Annotated in this window: 18 protein-coding genes; 13 read left to right on the forward strand and 5 right to left on the reverse strand. The window is 70.2% G+C overall.

Features of this window, described 5'->3' with window-relative positions; translation table 11 throughout:
- Positions 1 to 62: 62 nt before the first annotated feature.
- From ACKI2N_RS21595 to ACKI2N_RS21610, 4 genes are all read left to right on the forward strand, one after another.
- Entirely contained in the window at positions 63 to 2,057 is a 1,995-nt protein-coding gene (locus tag ACKI2N_RS21595) for a hypothetical protein (RefSeq protein WP_426990930.1), read from the forward strand.
- A 218-nt stretch (positions 2,058 to 2,275) separates the two neighbouring features.
- On the forward strand, positions 2,276 to 3,088 hold the full coding sequence (locus ACKI2N_RS21600; RefSeq protein WP_420995551.1) for a MetQ/NlpA family ABC transporter substrate-binding protein: 813 nt from the start codon (positions 2,276 to 2,278) through the stop codon (positions 3,086 to 3,088).
- A 37-nt stretch (positions 3,089 to 3,125) separates the two neighbouring features.
- Positions 3,126 to 4,043, forward strand: coding sequence for a methionine ABC transporter ATP-binding protein (locus ACKI2N_RS21605; protein WP_420995552.1), 918 nt, complete (start codon positions 3,126 to 3,128; stop codon positions 4,041 to 4,043).
- Positions 4,024 to 4,680: a methionine ABC transporter permease gene (locus ACKI2N_RS21610; RefSeq protein ID WP_420995553.1), complete on the forward strand. Its 657-nt coding sequence runs from the start codon at positions 4,024 to 4,026 to the stop codon at positions 4,678 to 4,680. Before ACKI2N_RS21605 ends, ACKI2N_RS21610 begins: the two co-directional genes overlap by 20 nt.
- A gap of 137 nt (positions 4,681 to 4,817) precedes the next feature.
- Here the strand turns inward: ACKI2N_RS21610 and ACKI2N_RS21615 are convergent, their stop codons facing one another.
- Positions 4,818 to 5,639 (reverse strand): class II aldolase/adducin family protein, encoded by an 822-nt coding sequence (locus ACKI2N_RS21615; protein WP_420995554.1) that lies wholly within the window; start codon positions 5,637 to 5,639, stop codon positions 4,818 to 4,820.
- A 247-nt stretch (positions 5,640 to 5,886) separates the two neighbouring features.
- Between ACKI2N_RS21615 and ACKI2N_RS21620 the strand changes: the two genes are divergently transcribed.
- Positions 5,887 to 6,807: a tripartite tricarboxylate transporter substrate binding protein gene (locus ACKI2N_RS21620; protein WP_420995687.1), complete on the forward strand. Its 921-nt coding sequence runs from the start codon at positions 5,887 to 5,889 to the stop codon at positions 6,805 to 6,807.
- A 97-nt stretch (positions 6,808 to 6,904) separates the two neighbouring features.
- On the opposite strand, the gene ACKI2N_RS21625 is transcribed toward ACKI2N_RS21620, so the two are convergent.
- Together ACKI2N_RS21625 and ACKI2N_RS21630 are read right to left on the reverse strand one after the other, a co-directional pair.
- A complete protein-coding gene (locus tag ACKI2N_RS21625; RefSeq protein WP_420995555.1) occupies positions 6,905 to 7,960 on the reverse strand; it encodes an alkene reductase in 1,056 nt (351 codons plus the stop codon).
- A gap of 81 nt (positions 7,961 to 8,041) precedes the next feature.
- Positions 8,042 to 8,362 carry an ArsR/SmtB family transcription factor gene (locus tag ACKI2N_RS21630; RefSeq protein ID WP_420995556.1) on the reverse strand — a complete coding sequence of 107 codons (321 nt, stop codon included), beginning with the start codon at positions 8,360 to 8,362 and terminating at the stop codon, positions 8,042 to 8,044.
- A 238-nt stretch (positions 8,363 to 8,600) separates the two neighbouring features.
- Between ACKI2N_RS21630 and ACKI2N_RS21635 the strand changes: the two genes are divergently transcribed.
- From ACKI2N_RS21635 to ACKI2N_RS21645, 3 genes are all read left to right on the forward strand, one after another.
- A complete protein-coding gene (locus ACKI2N_RS21635; RefSeq protein ID WP_420995557.1) occupies positions 8,601 to 9,848 on the forward strand; it encodes an MFS transporter in 1,248 nt (415 codons plus the stop codon).
- 179 nt (positions 9,849 to 10,027) lie between these two features.
- A complete protein-coding gene (locus ACKI2N_RS21640; RefSeq protein WP_420995558.1) occupies positions 10,028 to 11,602 on the forward strand; it encodes a DUF1800 domain-containing protein in 1,575 nt (524 codons plus the stop codon).
- Between the two features lie 19 nt (positions 11,603 to 11,621).
- A complete protein-coding gene (locus ACKI2N_RS21645; RefSeq protein ID WP_420995559.1) occupies positions 11,622 to 12,953 on the forward strand; it encodes a DUF1501 domain-containing protein in 1,332 nt (443 codons plus the stop codon).
- 38 nt (positions 12,954 to 12,991) lie between these two features.
- Here the strand turns inward: ACKI2N_RS21645 and ACKI2N_RS21650 are convergent, their stop codons facing one another.
- Positions 12,992 to 13,576 carry a gamma carbonic anhydrase family protein gene (locus ACKI2N_RS21650; protein ID WP_420995560.1) on the reverse strand — a complete coding sequence of 195 codons (585 nt, stop codon included), beginning with the start codon at positions 13,574 to 13,576 and terminating at the stop codon, positions 12,992 to 12,994.
- 244 nt (positions 13,577 to 13,820) lie between these two features.
- Between ACKI2N_RS21650 and ACKI2N_RS21655 the strand changes: the two genes are divergently transcribed.
- From ACKI2N_RS21655 to ACKI2N_RS21670, 4 genes are all read left to right on the forward strand, one after another.
- Complete coding sequence (locus tag ACKI2N_RS21655; RefSeq protein ID WP_420995688.1) at positions 13,821 to 14,687, forward strand: hypothetical protein; 867 nt, start codon at positions 13,821 to 13,823, stop codon at positions 14,685 to 14,687.
- 84 nt (positions 14,688 to 14,771) lie between these two features.
- Positions 14,772 to 15,266 carry a MarR family winged helix-turn-helix transcriptional regulator gene (locus ACKI2N_RS21660; RefSeq protein ID WP_420995561.1) on the forward strand — a complete coding sequence of 165 codons (495 nt, stop codon included), beginning with the start codon at positions 14,772 to 14,774 and terminating at the stop codon, positions 15,264 to 15,266.
- A gap of 263 nt (positions 15,267 to 15,529) precedes the next feature.
- The gene (locus tag ACKI2N_RS21665) at positions 15,530 to 15,955 is read left to right on the forward strand and encodes an organic hydroperoxide resistance protein (protein WP_420995562.1); all 426 of its coding nucleotides are present in this window, start codon (positions 15,530 to 15,532) and stop codon (positions 15,953 to 15,955) included.
- 125 nt (positions 15,956 to 16,080) lie between these two features.
- The gene (locus tag ACKI2N_RS21670; RefSeq protein WP_420995563.1) at positions 16,081 to 17,007 is read left to right on the forward strand and encodes a LysR substrate-binding domain-containing protein; all 927 of its coding nucleotides are present in this window, start codon (positions 16,081 to 16,083) and stop codon (positions 17,005 to 17,007) included.
- Positions 17,008 to 17,108: 101 nt separating this feature from the next.
- Here ACKI2N_RS21670 and ACKI2N_RS21675 read toward each other — a convergent pair whose 3' ends face one another.
- Entirely contained in the window at positions 17,109 to 18,062 is a 954-nt protein-coding gene (locus ACKI2N_RS21675; RefSeq protein WP_426990957.1) for a LysR substrate-binding domain-containing protein, read from the reverse strand.
- A gap of 263 nt (positions 18,063 to 18,325) precedes the next feature.
- Between ACKI2N_RS21675 and ACKI2N_RS21680 the strand changes: the two genes are divergently transcribed.
- On the forward strand, positions 18,326 to 19,738 hold the full coding sequence (locus tag ACKI2N_RS21680; RefSeq protein ID WP_420995565.1) for an amidohydrolase family protein: 1,413 nt from the start codon (positions 18,326 to 18,328) through the stop codon (positions 19,736 to 19,738).
- The last annotated feature ends 19 nt before the right edge of the window (positions 19,739 to 19,757 follow it).

Consider the following 19,757-nt stretch of genomic DNA (forward strand, 5'->3'; position numbering starts at 1 on the left):
AGTCGCCCCCGGAGCACGCCGGCGGCGTGCGCTTGCCAATAAATAAAAACGGGTCAGGTCACATGTTCCAAGGTATCCATGCCGGCGCGCGGTCTCGCGCGGCCGGCCTGCTCTCGCTCGTCCTCGCCGCGGCCTTGCTGTCCGCCTGCGGCAGCGACGAAACGCCATCTTCCCCAGCCACGCAGACACCCAGCAGCCGCCTCGTCGTCGACACCGGCACGGCCGCGCCCGCGCAGGGCGGCACGCTGACGCTGAAGGCCACCTTGCTCGGCGCCGACGGCCTCGAGGTCAAGGGCGCCAAATTCGCGTGGTCGTCGTCCAACGAAGCGGTCGCGGTAATCGTGTCGGCCTCCGACCAGGCGCCGGCGGCGGCCAGCATGATGCAGCCGGTGGGCACCTATGCGTCGGTGCGCATGCTCGCGCCCGGCGAGGTCGACATCGTCGCCACGGCGACGCTGCCCGACGGCAGCCAGGCCACCAGCACCACGCACCTGGCCGTGCAGGCGCCGGCGGCGAAGACCTATGCGCTGACGCTGTCGCCGTCCACGCTGACGGTCAACTACAGCGCGGCGCCGCAGGTCGTCACGGCGGTGGTGCAGCGCTCGGACGGCGTCGACGGCGCGGCCGATCTGACGGACTGGTCGTGGGCGGTCGACAACGCCACGTTCGCCGCCGCGCCGGCGGCGGACAGCCATTCGGCGCAGGTTTCCACCACGGGCACGCTGGCGGGCACGGGGCAACTCACCGCGTGCGCCAGCACGCCGGCGGGCGACCGGCTGTGCGCCAATGCCGCGCTGGCGCGGCCGCTGGTGGCGCTGCCCTCGATCGCGTTCTCGGCGCCGTCGCTGAGCGTGAAGCCGGGCCGCACCGGCACCGTGACGGCGACGCTGACCGACGGGCCGGGCGCCGACCTGGCCGGCCGGGCGACGCTGGCGTGGTCGATCCAGCAAAGCGGCACGGCCGCATCCATCGTCGGCATGCCCACCAGCACCAGCGTGACGATCGGCCTCGATGCCGCACAGGTCGACGCCTATGTTGCGACGCTGACGCTGACGGCGACCTATCCGGACGGCCGCACCAACAGCAGCACGCTGCCGCTGACGTCCACGGGCGCATGGACACGCCTGCCGGATGCGCCCATCGCCAGCCCGACGGTCATCAGCCTGGCCATCGACGGCACACGTGTGTGGCGGCTGAGCGCCGACGGCAGCCAGCCGGCGCGGCTGGAGCGCTTCGGTGCGCTCGACGCCGCTCCGCGCGAACCTGCTACGGCGTTGCCGGCGGCGGCGCGCGGCGTGTGGCTGGCGGCGGATACGGACCCGGCGAATTCGGCGGTGGTGGTGCAACTGGGTGCGGATGGCGCGGGCGTGCCGTTCGGCAGCTTCGATGCGGAGCTTGTCGGCCCCCTCACGAGCTTCTCGCTGATGGACTGCGCGCAATATACGGCCTCTTCCACTGCGGGGCGTGCCTTCGTGAAGGCCAGCGTCGGCACCGGCATTGTCTCGACGGGCTGGTGTGCCAATTCGTGGATATGGTGGTGGCAGCAGGTGGGTGGTGATGCGTATTTCAGCTATTTCGACGGCTCACCAGTTCTTGACGCGCGTCCGCTTCCCGCTGGTGGTGGCTTGGCTGTCCAGGCAGACGGATCGCGCAGCTTCGTGTGGGCGGACGGCGACGGAATTTCTTGGGGCGCCGTGGCACCGATAAACCTTGGCCTTGGGGCCGTCCAGGGGAATGCCGTCAATGAAAATGCGCCACTCTATGGTTATGCGAGCGGCTCCGGGATCGTTGTCAACGCCGGACCAGGCATCCCCTATGCGCCTGTCGCGGCCGCGGTACCGCCATTGACGAAGCTGAGCGCCGTCCCGCATTTCGTGGTGGGGCTCGCCGCGTCGTCGCTTGCTGTCCTCGATACGGACAGCAACACGCCGACGACGCTCGCGCTGCCGGGCAACGGCACTGCGACCGACTTCGTGAGCGCAGCCGCCGCGAACGGCAAGCTGCGCATCGCCGCCCGGCTGGCCGACGGCTCGGTGTGGGTCTACGATCAGCCTTGACGCGGGCGTGATTGCGGTCCGCGCGCTGCGCGCCAGCGCGACGGACCGCGCCCGCGCAGGGGCATAAATTCCTGATTTGCTAGTGCGGAAATATTCGTGGACCGGGGTGCGGGCGCTTGCCTAGACTGCATCCCCTGGCATCGCGCGGCGCTGTGTCACCCACCGCGCCGGCCGCCGTGCCACCGTCTCCAACGCAACCGCACCCAGGCAGACCGCTCATGACCCTGCGCAAGATCCTCTCCACGCTCCTGGCCGCCTCGGCGGCGCTCGCCATCGGCGCGGCTCCCGCGCTGGCCGCCGACAAGACCATCAAGGTAGGCGTGCGCGGCGGTGTCGACGAAGAAATCTGGGAAGTCGTCACCCAGGTGGCCAAGAAACAGGGCCTCAACGTACAGCCCATCGTCATCACCGGCACCGCCAGCCCCAACGAGGCGCTCAACAACGGCGACCTCGACGCCAACGCGTTCCAGCACAAGCCGTTCCTGCGCGACCAGGTCACGCAGCGCGGCTACAAGATCGTGGCGGTGGCCGACACGCTGATCTCGCCGATCGCCTTCTACTCGAAGAAGTACAAGTCGCTCGAGGCGCTGCCGGCCGGCGCGCGCATCGGCATTCCCAACGACCCGAGCAACCAGACCCGCGCGCTGGTGATCCTGCGCGACCACGGCCTGATCAAGCTGCGCGACGGCTTCGATCCGTTTACCGGCACCGCCACGCTGGCCGACGTGACCGCCAACCCGAGGAAGCTGGACCTGGTGGAAAGCGCCTCGGTGGTGCTGGCGCGCTCGCTGCCGGACGTGGACGCGGCCGCCGTGATCAACACCTTCGCCTACCAGGCCGGCCTGATCGCCACGCGCGACGGCATTGCCGTGGAGAAGAAGGAGCAGAACCCCTACGTCAACGTGATCGCCGTGCGCGAGCGCGACAAGGCCGCGCCGTGGGTGGCGCCGCTGGTCAAGGCCTATCAGTCGGAAGAAGTGCGCAAGTTCATCCTGAGCAAGTACCAGGGCTCGGTGATCCCGGCGTTCTGACGCCGCCGCCGTCGCCGCCGTTCCAGGAGGATCCACCGTGTCCCAGGCGCCCCCGCAGCCTTCCCCAGAGCCGTCCGCGCTGCCGCACATCGTGTTCGAGCAGCTCCGCAAGCAGTATCCCGGCGCGCCGTCCGCCGCGCTGTCCGCGGTGTCGTTCACCGTGGCGCGCGGCGAGATCTTCGGCATCATCGGCCGCAGCGGCGCCGGCAAGTCCACGCTGCTGCGCACCATCAACATGCTGGAGCGCCCGAGCAGCGGCCACGTGCGCGTGGACGGCGTGGACGTGGGCACGCTCGACGAGGACGGCCTGGTGGCGCTGCGCCGGCGCGTGGGCATGATCTTCCAGCATTTCAACCTGCTCTCGGCCAAGACCGTGTTCGAGAACGTGGCGCTGCCGCTGCGCGTGGCCGGCGTGCCGCGCGCGCAGATCGCGCCGCGCGTGACGGAACTGCTCGAACTGGTGGGCCTGGCCGGCAAGGCGCAGGTGTATCCGGCCATGCTGTCGGGCGGGCAGAAGCAGCGCGTGGGCATTGCGCGCGCGCTGGTGCAGCGCCCGGAGATCCTGCTGTGCGACGAGGCGACCTCGGCGCTGGACCCGGAAACCACCGAATCGATCCTGGCCCTGCTGCGCGACATCAACCGCCGCTTTGGCCTGACCGTGGTGCTCATCACCCACGACATGGCGGTGATCCGCCAGGCCTGCGACCGCGTGCTGGTGCTCGACCACGGCCACGTGGTGGAGCTCGGCACGGTGGAGCAGGTGTTCGCCCAGCCGCAGGCCGCCGCCACGCTGGCGCTGCTGCGTCCGCTGCGGCTGGCCAGCGGCGCGGCGAGCGTGGCCGGCATGGCCAGCATCGCCGGCGCGGCGGTCGCGGCCAATGAAGTCGGTGCGGTCGAGGCCGGCACGCGCGCCAGGCACAAGGAGGCAGCGGACCATGTTCCCGCCATTGGCTGACAAGTATGTGAAGGCGCTGGGCGAGACCCTGCTGATGACCGGTTCCGCCTGCCTGGTGGTGTTCGTGTGCGGCATGGCGCTGGCGATCGTGCTGACGCTCAGCGCGCCGGGCGGCCTGCGGCCGCGACCGCGCCTGCACCGCGTGCTGTCGGTGCTGGTCAACACCTTCCGCTCGGTGCCCTTCATCATCCTGCTGGTGGCCATGCTGCCGGTCACGCGGCTGATCGTGGGCACCACCATGGGCACGTGGGCGGCCGTGGTGCCGCTGAGCGTGCACCTGGTCCCGTTCTTCGCGCGCATCGCGCAGGTCAGCCTCAACGAGATCGACCCGGGGCTGATCGAGGCCGCGCGCGCAATGGGCTGCCGGCGCTGGCACATCGTGCGCCACGTGCTGCTGCCGGAGGCGCTGCCGGGCATCGTGGGCGGCGCCACGGTCACCGTGATCGCCATGATCGGCTCCTCGGCGATGGCCGGCGCGGTCGGCGCCGGCGGCCTTGGCGACCTCGCCATCCGCTATGGCTACGAGCGCTACGAGACCGCCGTGATGTTCAACGTCATCGCCATCCTGATCGCGCTGGTGACGCTGGTGCAGTTCGGCGGGGAGCGGCTCGCGCGCCGGTTCGACCACCGGCGCTGAGAGACGCCGTCGAAATGATTCCGGCGTCGTTGCACGGCCTTGCCGTACTACTTGTACTGTCGCTGTCCGCGGCCGCGCGCCTGGCCAGAACCGCTTCGCTTCATCTTGATAGCGTCTCTTGGCGGGCTTCTTGTCTTCTACTGGCGGTACGACGGATCGCTGCGGTCGAGCTGGCGCAGCAGCGCGGCCCAGTGCTTGCGCGTGACCGCGCCGCCGGTGTTGCGGATCGCCACGTCGGCCACCTTGCGGGCCACCGCGTCCGGCGCGATGATCAGCGGCGCGCCGCCGGACTGCGCGGCCAGCTGCGCCACGCACGCGCGTTCTAGCACATGCAGTTCCTGGAAGGCCTGCGCGATGGTGGGCCCGCAGGTCAGCAGGCCGTGGTTGCGCAGGATGAAGATGTTCTTGTCGCCGAGGTCCGCCACCAGGCGCACGCGCTCGTCGAGGTCGAGGGCGATGCCTTCGTAGTCGTGGTAAGCCACCCGCCCGAAGAAACGCATGGCGTGCTGCGAGATCATCAGCAGGCCGTCGCGCTGCGCCGAGACGCCGATGCCGGCCGCGGTGTGGGTATGCAGCACGCAGCCCACGTCATGGCGCGCGCCATGCAGCGCGCTGTGGATGGTGTAGCCGGCGGGGTTGATGCCCAGGCCGGTGTCGTCGCGCACGATCTCGCCGTCGATGTCGACCTTGACCAGGTTGGACGCGCTGATTTCCTCGAAGGTCAGGCCGTAGGCATTGATCAGGAAATGCTCGTCCGGGCCGGGCACGCGCGCGGAGAAGTGGGTGTAGATGTGGTCGGTCCAGCGGAACTGCGCGGCCAGCCGGTAGGCGGCCGCCAGTTCGACGCGCACGGCCCATTCCTGGGGCGAGACCTCGGCCTGGACGGCGGGGAAATGCAGCGAGGGAAGGGCAAAGGCGGGGTCCTGCGAAGCCAGCGACGGCTCGGTGACGGCGTTCATGCGGCGCTCCATGATGTGGGGTGGGTGCCGCCACATCATACGGCGGCACGGGCGACCGTGCCAACGCAGCGAACCACATATGGAAATGCGCGCGGCGCCGTCCCGTAGAATCGCTCCCTGCGCGCGCCGGGCATCGCGCCCGGGAACGCGTGACACAGAACGCGCAACACAGAACGCGCCGCACAGAACAACAAGACAGGAGAGCATCTTGAAGACACCCCACGCCCTGATCGCCGCCGCCCTGGCGATGGCCGGCACGCTTGCCCATGCCGCCTATCCCGAGCGCCCCATCAAGCTGATCGTGCCGTTCCCGCCCGGGCAGGCCACCGACATTTTCGCGCGCGCGCTGGCCGAACGGCTCGGCAAGCAGCTCGGCCAGCCGGTGGTGGTGGACAACCGCGCCGGGGCCGGCAGCAACCTCGGCATGGAGATCGCCGCGCATGCCGCGCCCGACGGCTACACGCTGGTGATGGCAGGCAGCGCGATGGCCATCAACCAGACCCTGTACAAGAAACTGAACTACAACCCGCGCCAGGACTTCCAGCCGATCTCGGGCGTGTTCTCGGTGCCGCTGGTGTTCCTCGCCACGCCGGGCTCGGGCATTGCCTCGCTGCACGACCTGATCGCCAGGGCCAAGGCGGCGCCGGGCAAGTACAGCTACGCTAGCGCCGGCATCGGCGGCACCCAGCACCTGTCCGCCGAGATGCTCAAGGCCCAGGCGGGCATCTTCATGGTGCATATCCCGTACAAGGGCAGCGGCCCCGCGCAGTCCGACTTTCTCGGCAACCAGATCCCGCTGATGGTGGATTCGGTCACCGCGGCGCTGCCGCTGATCCAGTCGAAGAAAGCCGTCCCGCTGGCGGTGACGGTGGCCAGGCGCACGCCGCAGCTGCTGTCGGTGCCGACCGTGCGCGAGGAAGGCGTGCCCGGCTTCGAGGCGCTGGGCTGGGCCATCCTGATGGCGCCGAAGGGCTTGCCGCCGGCGCTGACCAGCCAGCTCAACGCGGAGACCGTGAAGGCGCTGCAATCGCCCGAACTGCAGAAGTTCATCGTGGACCGCGGCTCGGAGCCGATGCCGATGAGCCCCGAGGAAACCGGCCGGTTCGTCGACAGCGAGATCCGCAAGTGGGGTCCGGTGGTGATCCGTTCGGGAGCGCAGGCGGACTGAGGACGGCGATGGCGCCACCGCCGGGCGGGCACGGCGGCATGATGCGCCGTGCCCGCCGCGCCGCGCACGGCGCCGCGCGTGGCTGTTTTCCCGGTGCTCAGGCGAGCGCGGGGTAGTCGATGTAGCCTTCCGCGCCCGGGTGGTAGAAGGTTTCCGGCTGCGGCGCGTTGAGCGGCGCGTCGATCTGCAGGCGGCGCGGCAGGTCCGGGTTGGCGATGAACAGCTGGCCGAAGGCCACCGCATCGGCTTCGCCGGCTGCCAGCACGCGCTGCGCGGTGTCCTTGGTCATGCGTTCGTTGGCGATGTAGACGCCGCCGAAGGCCTGCTTCAGGGCCGGTCCCAGGCGGTCGTCGCCGAGCGCCTCGCGCGCGCAGATGAAGGCGATCTTGCGCTTGCCGAGCTCGCGCGCCACGTAGCCGAAGGTGGCGGCCGGGTCGGAGTCGCCCATGGTGTGGGCGTCGCCGCGCGGCGCCAGGTGCACGCCCACGCGCGCCGCGCCCCACACGTCGATGCAGGCGTCGGTCACTTCCAGCAGCAGGCGGGCGCGGTTCTCGATCGGGCCGCCGTAGGCGTCGGTGCGCTTGTTGGTGCTGTCCTGCAGGAACTGGTCGAGCAGGTAGCCGTTGGCGCCGTGCACTTCCACGCCGTCGAAGCCGGCGGCCTTGGCGTTTTCGGCGCCGTGGCGGTAGGCGGCCACGATGCCCGGGATCTCGTCGGTTTCCAGCGCGCGCGGCGTGACGTAGGGGCGCTGCGGGCGGACCAGGCTGACGTGGCCCTTGGCGGCGATGGCGCTGGGCGCCACCGGCAGGTCGCCGTCGAGGAAGACCGGGTCGGAGATGCGGCCCACGTGCCAGAGCTGCAGGAAGATGCGGCCGCCGGCGGCGTGCACGGCATCGGTGACCACCTTCCAGCCGGCCACCTGCTCGTCGGACCAGATGCCCGGGGTGTCGGCGTAGCCCACGCCCTGCGGCGTGACGGCGGTGGCCTCGCTCAGGATCAGGCCGGCCGAGGCGCGCTGCACGTAGTACTCGGCCATGAGGGCGTTGGGCACGCGGCCGCCGCCCACCGCGCGCGAGCGCGTCAGCGGCGCCATGATGACGCGGTTGGGCAGGTCGAGGTCGCCAATGCGGATCGGGTCGAAAAGGGTAGTCATGGTTCGTCCGGTATCAGGAGAGACAGCAGGTAGACAGGCACCATCGGTGCGGAAAACAGGGCGCTCGCGCGCCGCCGGGGTTCAAAGATCGCGGTGCAGCCGGTCCAGGAAGGCCTGGATGGTCTGCTCGTTGCGCTTGAAGAAAATCCATTGGCCGACCCGCTTCGACGTCACCAGCTCCGCGCGCTGCAGCGTGGCGAGGTGCGCCGACACCGTGGACTGCGACAGCCCGGTACGCGCATCGATCAGGCCCGCGCACACGCCGATGTCGAGCGGATGGTCCTGCATGGCGAAATTCGCTTCCGGGTCTTTCAGCCAGCCCAGGATATTGCGCCGCAGCGGGTTGGCGAGGGCCTTGAGGATGGCGTCGATGTCGATGTCGTCGGTGTCGTCGGTGTCCATTTGGGGGGGCGGGTCGGCTCGCGGAAGAACGGCCTGTTTCGTTTTTTACCGAAACATATATCCGTTTCTCTCAAAATTAATATCGCAACTATACGATATACGCAGCAACCTTGCCGAGGTGCCTTTTGCTGCGCATTGCCGCGGGCGATCCGGCGCGCTGCGCATCATTTGGTTGCTTAAAGAAACCAAGTTAAATAGACTCCATCTGGTTTTCTAAAAAAACCAGATGGAGTCTCGCATGACCGCCAATGCCTGCATCGACGCCGATGCGCGCGCGATACCGCCCGCCGCCGCGGCGCCCGCCCGCATGCCCCCCGCGCTGGTCTGGCTGTTCGCGCTGGCCTGCGGGCTGAGCGTGGCCAACGTCTATTACGCGCAGCCGCTGCTGGACGCCATGGCGCGCGAGTTCGGTTTTGCCGAGAGCGCGGTCGGCATCGTGGTGACCGCCACCCAGGCCGGCTGCGCGCTGGCGCTGCTGTTGCTGGTGCCGCTGGGCGACCTGGTGGACCGGCGCCGGCTGATCCTGCTGCAACTGCTGCTGCTGGCCCTGGCGCTTGGGCTGGTCAGTTTCGCCGCCACGCGCCCCGCGCTGCTGGCCGGCATGCTGGCGGTGGGCTTGCTCGGCACGGCCATGACGCAGGGGCTGATCGCGTTCGCCGCCACGCTGGCCGCGCCCGGCGAGCGCGGGCGCGTGGTGGGCGCGGCGCAGGGCGGCGTGGTGATCGGCCTGCTGGCCGCGCGCGCCATGGCGGGCGTGCTGGCCGACCTGGCCGGCTGGCGGGCGGTGTACGCGACATCGGGCGCGCTGGCGCTGCTGTTGCTTGCGGTGCTGGCGCGCCGCCTGCCGCGCCAGGCCGCGGCGCCGGTGCGCATGGGTTATGCGCGCCTGCTCGGCTCGATGTTCGTGCTGCTCGCGCGCGAGCGCACGCTGCAGATCCGCGGCGTGCTAGCCATGCTGATGTTTGCCGCCTTCAGCGCGTTCTGGACCGCGCTGGTGCTGCCGCTGAGCGCGCCGCCGCATTCCCTGTCGCACACGGCCATCGGCGCCTTCGGGCTGGTGGGCGCGGCGGGCGCGCTGGCGGCGGCGCGCGCGGGCCGGCTGGCCGATCGCGGCCTGGGCCAGCGCACCACCGGCGTGGCGCTGGTGCTGCTGCTGGCGTGCTGGCTGCCGCTGGCGTTCGCGCCGCAGTCGCTGTGGCTGCTGGCGGCCGGCGTGCTGGTGCTCGACCTGGCCGGCCAGGCCATCCACGTCACCAACCAGAGCCTGGTGTTCCGCGTGAAGCCCGAAGCGCATGGCCGGCTGGTGGGCTGCTACATGCTGTTCTACGCACTGGGCAGCGGCGCCGGCGCCATCGCCTCGACCCACGTCTATGCGCACGCCGGCTGGAGCGGGGTGTGCGTGCTGGGCGCGGCCATCAGCCTGGCGGCGCTGGCCTTCTGGGCGCTCACGCTGCGCGCGATGCCCGCGCCGGGCGGCCAGCCCTGAGTCCGCGGCGGGCAGGCGTGCGCGGACAGCGGCCGGAACTTTCGTTTTCCTTGCGCATCCACATCCATTCCAGGGTGTAAGTTCGGGTAAATCGCGGCGCGGACGGGTCAACCGAACCGCGTCCGCGCGCGTAAGAGCGGTGTCACCCACGCGCTCGCGCGAGCCGAGACAGGACCGCCATGCCTCTTCGCTTTCCACGCCTGACGGCAACGCCGTGCCTGGCCGCGGCCGCCGTGCTGCTGGCCGCCTGCGCGCAAGGCGGGCTGCACGACGACAGCACGCCCGGCGCCCCGCTCAGGCCGGCCGACCTGCACTGGCTCAACAGCGTGACCTTCGGCGCCAACCAGGCCGGCATCGACCGCCTGCGCGAGCTGGGCCGCACGCGCTATCTCGACGAACAGCTCAAGGCGCCCGCGGCCGACAGCGGCGAGCTCGCGGCCGCCATCGGCACATTGAGCGTCGCCCAGCAAAGCGGCGAACAGCGCCTGCGCGGCGTGCGCGCCGAGCAGCAGCGCATCAACACGCTCGCCGACGAGGACGAAAAGCAGAAGGCCCGCGACGCGCTCAACCGCACCGGCAACGAAGTGGTGCTCGACACCGGCCGGCGCCACCTGCTGCGCGCGCTCTATTCGCCGGCACAGTTGCGCGAGCAGATGACGTGGTTCTGGATGAACCATTTCAGCGTGTACTCGGGCAAGGGCTCGGTGCGCTGGGTGCTGGCCGACTACGAGGACAAGGCCATCCGGCCGCGCGCGCTCGGCAGGTTCCGCGACCTGCTGATGGCCACCGTGACCGCGCCCGCCATGCTGGAGTACCTGGACAACGCGCAGAGCGCCGCCGGCCGCATCAACGAAAACTACGCGCGCGAGCTGATGGAGCTGCACACGCTCGGCGTGTCCGGCGGCCCCAGCGGCTCGCGCTACACGCAGCAGGACGTGCAGGAGCTGGCGCGCGTGCTGACCGGGCTCGGCATCAACGCCAGCGGCCAGGCGCCGAAGCTGCCGCCGCAGAAGCAGGCGCTGTACCGCGCCGACGGCGTGTTCGAGTTCAACCCGAACCGCCACGACTTCGGCGCCAAGACCTTGCTCGGCCACCGCATCGAGCCCTCCGGCTTCCATGAGGTGGAGCAGGCCGTGGACATCCTCAGCCGCGATCCGGCCACGGCGCGCTTCCTCTCGGCCAAGATCGCCGCGCACTTCGTCGGCGACGCGCCGCCGCCGGCGCTGGTCGACCGCATGGCGGCGGCGTTCGCCAGGAGCGACGGCGATATCGCCACCGTGCTGCGCACGCTGTTCCTGTCGGCCGAGCTCGATGCCACGCTGGCCTCCGGCACGCGCCGCTTCAAGGACCCGATGCAGTTCGTGGCGTCGTCGCTGCGGCTGGCGTACGACGGCCGCATGGTGGCCAACCTGCGCCCGGCCATCGGCTGGCTCAACCAGCTCGGCGAGCCGCTCTACGGCCGCGTCACGCCGGACGGTTTCCCCGCCGCGGAAAGCGCGTGGGCCAGCTCGGGCCAGATGGTCAAGCGCTTCGAGATCGCGCGCGCGATCGGCTCCGGGCAGGCCGGGCTGTTCTCGCAGGACGACGGCAAGCCGGCCGAGCGCACGGGCTTTCCGCAGCTTGGCAACCGCATGTACTTCGGCAGCATCGAGTCCACGCTCGGGCCCGCCACGCGCACCGCCATGACGCAGGCCGCGTCGCAGGCCGAATGGAACACGATATTGTTGTCTTCGCCCGAGTGGATGCAGGACTGATTACGACACAGGAGCCGCTATGCAACGACGTGAATGGCTCAGGCGCGCCGGCATGGCCGGGCTGGCCACGCTGGCGCCCGGCATCGTCTCGCGCGCTTATGCGCTGCCGCAGCAGGCCGACGCGCGCTTCCTGCTGGTATTCCTGCGCGGCGGCTACGATGCCACCAACGTGCTGGTGCCCGCGGGCAGCGATTTTTATTATGCCTCCCGGCCCACGATCGCCATCGCCCGGCCGGCTGCGCCCGGCCTGCCCGGCGATCCGCGCGCGGCGCTGTCGCTGGCGGCGGCCTCCGGCGGGGGACCGGAGCGGGGCATCGGCGACTGGGCGCTGCATCCCGCGCTCAGGGGCAGCATGCTGCCGCTGTGGCAGAAGCAGCAGCTTGCCTTCGTGCCGTTTGCCGGCACGGAGGACTTGTCGCGCAGCCACTTCGAGACGCAGGACGGCGTGGAAGCGGGCCTGCCGCCGGCGGGCGCCGGGTCGCCGTTGCGCGGCACCGGCTTTCTCAACCGGCTGGCCGGCGCCATGGGCGGACGCGCCGCGCCGGTGGCCTTTACCGACGGCCTGCCGGTGGTGCTCAGCGGGCCGCTCAACGTGCCCAACGTCTCGCTCAAGGGCACCGGGCGCACGCCGTTCGACGAGCGCCAGACGCGCGTGCTGGCGCAGATGTACCGCGGCACGCGTTTCGAGTCACTGATCGACGAAGGCTTCGAGCTGCGCCAGACGGTGGCGCAGGAGGCCGAGGCCATGCAGCGCCGCAACGCCATGCTGACGCAGGGCGGGCAGGGCGATGGCGATGCCGCCATGGCTGCCCGCATGCAGGAGATGCAGGCGGCCAACCGGCGCGCGCTCAGCGCGAGGGGGTTCGAGCTCGAAGCGCGCCGCATGGCGGGCCTGATGCGCGAACGTTTCAACCTGGGCTTCATCGACGTGGGCGGCTGGGACACGCACGTCAACCAGGGCGGCGCGCAAGGGCAGCTGGCCAGCCTGCTCGACAACCTCGGGCGCGGCATTGCCGGCTTCGCCGAGGAAATCGGCCCGGCGTGGAACCAGACCACGCTGGTGGTGGTGTCGGAGTTCGGCCGCACCTTCCGCGAGAACGGCACGCGCGGCACCGACCACGGCCACGGCACGGTGTACTGGGTGGCCGGCGGCGCGGTGCGCGGCGGGCGCATCGCCGGCGAGCAGGTGGCGGTGGAGCCGCGCACGCTGAACCAGAACCGCGACTGGCCCGTGCTCAACGAATACCGCGCGCTGCTCGGCGGCCTCTTCAAGCGTCTCTACGGGCTGGACGACACGCGCCTGGCGCAGGTGTTTCCCGACACGCGCGCCGTGGATATCGGTCTGGTGTGAGCGGCCTGGCGTGAGCGGACCGCTCCAGGCGGCCGGCCTCAGCCGGCCAGCGCCTTCAGTTCCGCCTGCAGCTTCGCCATCTCCCGCATCACTTCGGCCGTGAACGCCGGGCCCTCCCAGGCGCGGTAGTTCTGCTGCGCATAGGCCAGCGCGTTCTTGTAGTACAGGAAGGCGTTGAGCCGGTTGCGCACGTAGTTGTTCTGCGTGCGCGTGACCTTGCCGGGGCTGCCCATGACGATGGAGTCGGGCGGGATCACGGTGCCTTCCTTGAGGAAGGCATGGCCGGCGACGATGCTGTTGTCGCCGATCACGCAGCCGTCCATGATGGTGGCGTTGATGCCGATCAGGCAGTTGTCGCCGATGGTGCAGCCGTGGATGGTGCAGTGATGGGTGATGGAGCAATGGCTGCCGATGAGGGTGGGCGTGCGGTCGCCCACGTGCAGCATGGCGAAGTCCTGGATGTTGGTGTACGCGCCGATGACGATTTCCGTGTGCTCCGCGCGCGCGGCCGCGTTGATCCAGATCGAGGCGTTCTCGTGCACCGTGATCTTGCCGTAGAGGTAGGCTGATTCGTGCACGTAGGCGCTCGGGTGCAGGCTCACATCCGGTCCGATCACTGCCATTGTCGTCTCCTTGTAGTCATGGCTGGCGTCGGCCGATTGTACGCGCCGGGCGGCGCCGGCTGCCGGTCCGGATTGTGCGGACCTGGCGGCGGTGCTACCTTCGCTGCGTGACGGCGGCCGGTGCCGCCGCGGCCCGCGGGCCAGCCAGGGATATGACATGACAGTTCGACTTTGCCGGACCGCCGCCGGCGCAAAACCGGGCGCGCGCGCATGGGCGCCGGCGCTGGCCCGCCTGTCCGCATTGCTGCTGTGCGGCATCTGCGGCGCCGCGCAGGCGCAGCCGGCCGTGCCGCCGGATACCGCCGCCGCCGCGGCCGCCGCCGCCGCGTCTGCCGCATCTGCCGCGCCGGCGGAGCCGCTGCCCGCCGCGCCGGGCACCATCTGCGACACCGACTGGTTCCAGTCCGGCGCCCGCACGCAGATGGAAGCCGACGGCGACATGCCGATGTCGATCACCATGACGATCCGCCATCCGGTGCGCACCGAGACCGGCTGCAGCGCATGGCTGACGATCCATTCGAAATCGGCGCTCGCCGCGATGATGGGGCCGCCGGTGGTGATGGACCAGGTGCACCACATGAATTTCGACCGCGCGGCCAGCGGCACCGGCGGCACGGTCAGCAGCCAGCGCGCCACCATCAACGCGCGGGCGCGCTACACGCGCCTGTTCGGCGAGGCGTCGTTCCAGGGCCACGGCGTGCTCAGCTATGCCGGGCTGGCGGTGCGCGAAGGCGTGGTGCTGCCGGGCGAGACGCTCACCTCCAGCCTCGACCTGGAGATCCACAGCCTGGCCACCGACGCGCTCGTCACCACCATCCGCGCGCCGTCGGCCTCGGTCACCATCGGCGAGCGCCGCGTGGGCCGCCCGCGCGCCATCGAGACCACGCTCGGCCGCCGCGAGTGCATGCCGATCACCTACGAGAAGCGCAATTCGCTCGGCCCGGTGCTGATGGGCGACGAGGTGATCCAGACGGAACCCGCGGTCATGGAGATCACCGACTGGTACTGTCCGACCGAGTCCTTCGTGCTGCGTACGGAGGTGCGGCAGAAGGGCAAGGTTGAGACCATAGACACCACCGCGCTGGGCGTGGTGGGAGACGACCAGCCCTGACCGGCCGGGTGCGCGCGCAAAAAAAATCTGCCATGACTAAAAAATAGCTTGCAATTAAATAGTGCGCGATCTAAATTACGGTCCATGGACACGAAACGCACTTCCCGGAACAAGCAGGCAGCCACTGGCGCCGGCATCGACAGCGCCTCCGCGCTGCTGCTGGACCACCAGTTCTGCTTTTCCGTGTATGCCACTTCGCTGGCCCTGAACAAGCTATACCGCAAGTTGCTGGCGCCGCTGGGCCTGACCTACCCGCAGTACCTGGTGATGATGGTGTTGTGGGAGGCCGACGGCCTGACGGTATCGGACATCGGCGCGCGCCTGCACCTGGACTCGGCCACGCTGACGCCGCTGCTCAAGCGCATGGAAGCGCAGCAGCTGCTGCGCCGCGAGCGCGCCGCGGCCGACGAGCGGCAGGTCATCGTCACGCTGACCCCGCAAGGGCGCGCGCTGCGGCAGCAGGCCGAGGCGGTGCCGCGCGCGGTGCTGTGCGCGGCGGATTGCGGCATCGAAGAGATCGCGTCGGTCAAGGCGGGGCTGGACAAGCTGCGCGAGCGGTTCGCCGACGCGGGCAGTTGAAAGGCTGAAGGAAGGCCGGCGGCGGCGCGAGCGCGCCGCTGGAATCCGATATATATATAGTGCACGATTCAATCGTCAGCTATGCAGTGTTCCGCAGATAGCTGATAGTAAGCAGGTAGCAGGTAGCAGGTGGCAGATAGCAGACAGCAGTACGGCAGCAAGCAGGAACCACGCAGTACGCAGCACCTCATAACGCAGCACTTCATAACCCACGGCTCCCGGGCCGGCAGTTTCACCCTCACTCAACAAACCGGAGATTCACCATGTCGATCGAAAAAGTCCTCTACCGCGCCAGCGCCACCGCCACCGGAGGCCGCGACGGCCGCGCCGTGTCTTCCGACAACGTGCTGGACGTCAAGCTGGCCACCCCGCGCGAGCTGGGCGGCGCGGGCGGCGCCGGCACCAACCCCGAGCAACTGTTCGCCGCCGGCTATTCGGCCTGCTTCCTGGGCGCGCTGAAGTTCGTCGCCGCGCGCGACAAGATCGCGCTGCCCGCGGATACCTCCATCACCGGCCAGGTCGGCATCGGCGCCATCCCCACGGGCTTCGGCATCGAAGTGGACCTGAACATCTCGCTGCCCGGCGTGGACCGCGCCGTGGCCCAGTCGCTGGTCGACAAGGCGCACATCGTGTGCCCGTACTCGAACGCCACGCGCGGCAATATCGACGTGCGCCTGACGCTGATCTGAGGCGCCGGCGCCGCGGCCCGCCCCCGCACGGGAGGGCGGGCCGCCCGCATGTTCTAGAATCGTGGCGCGGCCTTGCCATTCCGGCGGGGGCGCGCCACGAAAACGAGAACGAAAACGGAGACACCGTGCGCTACGAACTGACAGACCTGCGCCTGTTCCAGGCCATTGCCGAAGCGCAGAACCTGTCCAGCGGGGCATCCGCGATCCACATCACGGCATCCGCCGCCAGCTACCGGCTGAAGAACCTCGAGCATGCGATGGGCACGCCGCTGTTCGTGCGCAACGCGCGCGGCATGGAGCTCACGCCCGCCGGCCAGACCCTGCTCGCGCACGTGCGCGAACTGCTGCAGGGCGTGGAGCGCATGCACGGCGAAGTGGGGCGCTTCTCGGCCGGCCTGAAGGGCCACATCCGCCTGCTGGCCAACAGCAGCTCGCTCAATGGCTTCATCATTCCCAGCGTGAGCCGCTTCCTGGCGGCCAACCCCGACGTCAACATCGACCTGGAGGAGCGCGCCAGCCAGGCCATTCCTTCCGCCGTGGCGGCGCAGGAGGCCGACATCGGCATCCTGGCGGGCGACATCGATGCCGGCGGCGTGCGCGCCGAACGTTATGCCGTGGACGAACTGATCCTGGCCGTGCCGGCCGACCATCCGCTCGCGCGCCAGGCGGAGCTGCGTTTCGGCGCGGCGCTGGAATTCGATTTCGTCTGCATGAGCCGCAGCAGCAGCAATTTCCTCTTCCTGCGCGACATGGCGCAGCGTGCCGGCAAGAGCCCCAACGTGCGGCTGCATGCGCATAGCTTCGAAGCCGCGCTGTCGCTGGTGGAGGCCGGCGTGGGCGTGGCGCTGGTGCCGCGCAGCGTGGCCGCGCAGGCGCTGCGCGAAGCGCGCGTGGCCGGCGTGCGGCTGGCCGAGCCGTGGGCGCGCCGCGAGCTGAACCTGATCGTGCGCGCGGAGCGCAAGCTGCCGTCCTTTACCGCCGCCTTCGTGCAGTTCCTGCTCGACGATCCGCGCGTGGCGGCGACCCGGGAGGAGGGCGCGCCACAAGGCTGACAGGGGCATCCGCGTGTACGTGGGTGCCAGCGAGCTGTTCCGCGGAGGCTGACGCGCGCGCGGGCAGGCCTGGGTCCGCATTGTCCGCGGCGCCGGCAGCCTCACTTCCGCGGGCGCCGCGCGGGGCGGGCCGCGGGCCGCGCGGGCTGCCCCTTCAGGCGCTCGCCGTTGAAGACCGGCGAGTCGGCGAACAGCGCCATCGCCCATTCGAGGAAGGCGCGCACCGTGGGGGAAAGATTGCGGTTGCGCGCGTACAGGATCGAAACCGGCACCGGCGCCAGCGCATAGCCGCGCAGCAGCGGCACCAGCTTGCCGGCGTCGATGTACGGCAGCAGGAGATAGCTGCCGGCCTGGACGATGCCCAGGCCCGCGACGCCGCACTCGGCATAGCTCTCCGCGTCGTTGACGAAGAGGCTGCCGGCCGGCAGGAAATGCTCCAGGTTGTCGTCCACCACGAAGCTCCATTCAAGCGGGCGCCCGGTGCGGCTGAGCGTGTATCCCACCGTGCGGTGCTGGCGCAGCGCTTCCACGCTCTCGGGCTCGCCGAACTCGGCCAGGTAGGCCGGCGCGGCACACGTCATCCACTCGAAGGTGCCCACCTGCCGCCCCACCAGCGTGGCGGAGTCGGCCAGCGCGCCGGTGCGGATCGCGCAGTCCACGCCCTCCTGGACCAGGTCGACCGTCCTGTCGTTCAGGCTCAAGGTCAGCTCGATGTCGGGATAGGCCTGCTGGAAAGCTTTCAGCGCCGGGATCAGCACCGCCTTGCAGATGGAGATCGGCGCGTCGACCCTGAGCTTGCCCTTCGGCTTGCCGGCCACGCCGGGAAAGCTGCCTTCCACGCTGTCGATGTCGTCGAGGATGCGGTTGCAGTGCTCGAAGTAGACCGCGCCGTCCGGCGTCAGGCTGAGCCGCCGCGTGGTCCGCTGCAATAGCCGCACGCCGAGATGGGCTTCCAGGTTCTGCACGATGCTGGTCACGGAAGAGGGCGGCAACCCCAGCGTCTCCGCGGCCCGCGTAAAGCTGTTCGCTTCCACGATGCGTTGAAACACCCGCATTGCCTGCAAGCGGTCCATGTCCGAGTCCTCCGCGTTTTCAAGACGGGGAAAGATAGCGCCCGCGCCCGTGTCCATTGTTCGGCGGCGCCGGATTCTCATACCGGCCGCGGCCGCTTTTTCCCGCCCCCCGCGCGGGCCAGAATGCGCTGCATGCCCCGGGCGCCCGATTGTCCCATGGCCGCCGCCTTTGCCGGCGTGAACGCGGCGCGGCGCCCGCTCGCCCCGGGCGCCCGGGCGCCGCCAACCACAAGCGAGACCCACCGATGCCGAACACCGAAACGCCACGCCATGCCTGGGACGTCCTGCGCAACGTCGTCGCCCCCCCGGCCCCCGCCGATGCACCGCAAGCCATCCTCATCCGGGGCGGCACCATCGTCAGCATGGACCCGCAGGTCGGCGACCTTGCCGGCGGCGACATCCTGGTCCGCGGCGGCCGGATCGCCGCCATCGGCCGCGGCTTGCCGGCCGACGGCGCGCAGGTCATCGACGCCACCGACATGATCGTCGTGCCGGGGCTGGTCGACGCGCACCGCCATGCGTGGGAGGGCCAGCTGCGCCGCATCGCCCCGAACTCGCCGACGCTGCTTGACTACCTGAACTCGACGCACTTCTCGTTCGCCACCCACTACCGCCCGGAGGACATCTACATCGGCAACATGCTGACCGCGCTGGGCTGCCTGGACGCCGGCATCACCACCGTGGTCGACAACTCGCACAATGCGCGCAGCCCGCAGCATTCCGACGCGGCGATCGACGCGCTGGAAGACGCCGGCATCCGCGCCGTGTACGCGCCCGGCACGCCGCTGGCCGGCGCATGGGCGCACCACTGGCCCGGCGACCTCGCCCGCCTCAAGCGCGAGCGCTTCGCCGGCGAGGACGGCCTGGTGACCATGGCCATGATGTCGCAGTGGGACCGCGCGACCTGGGCCGCGGCGCGCGCGCTGGGCCTGCCGATCATCACCGAGTTCCTCGGCGCCGAGATGGGCGCGCTGCTGCCCGGGCTGGAGCGGGAAGGCCTGCTCGGCCCGGACAATATCTTCAACCACAACACCGGCCTGAGCGACGCCGAGTGGGAGATCATCCGCCGCACCGGCGTCAGGGTCAACGTCTGCCCGCGCTCGGACGCGCAGTACGCGCTGGAGGAAGGCGTGCATGCCTACCAGCGCGCCGTCGACCACGGCATCGAGCCGGCCCTCAGCGTGGACGTGGAGGCTTCCTACGGCGGCGACATGTTCTCCGAGATGCGCGTGGCCTACTTCGTGCAGCGCGCGCATGCGCAGCACCGCCGCTATCGCGGCGAGCAGGACGCGCCCGCCGCCGTTTCCGTGCGCGGCATGCTCAAGGCCGGCACCCTCAGCGGCGCGCGCATGGCCGGGCTGGACGCCCGCACCGGCTCCCTCACGCCGGGCAAGCAGGCCGACCTGATCCTGATCCGCGCCGGCGACATCAATCTCTACCCGTCCAGCAACGCCATCGGCACCGTGGTGCACGCGGCCGACCGCGGCAACGTCGACACCGTCATGGTGGCCGGGCGCCTGCGCAAGCGCGGCGGCAAGCTGCTCGGCGTGGACATGCGGCGCCTGCGCGAGATCACCGAAGCGTCGCGCGCCTACCTGTTCGGGCGCGCCGGCTACACGGCGGACCCGTTCGCCGACGCCTCGCCGGACCTCGCCTGAGCGCCGGCCGCCTTTCCTG

The organism is Cupriavidus sp. 30B13 (genome assembly GCF_049059565.2).
Taxonomy (GTDB): Bacteria; Pseudomonadota; Gammaproteobacteria; order Burkholderiales; family Burkholderiaceae; genus Cupriavidus.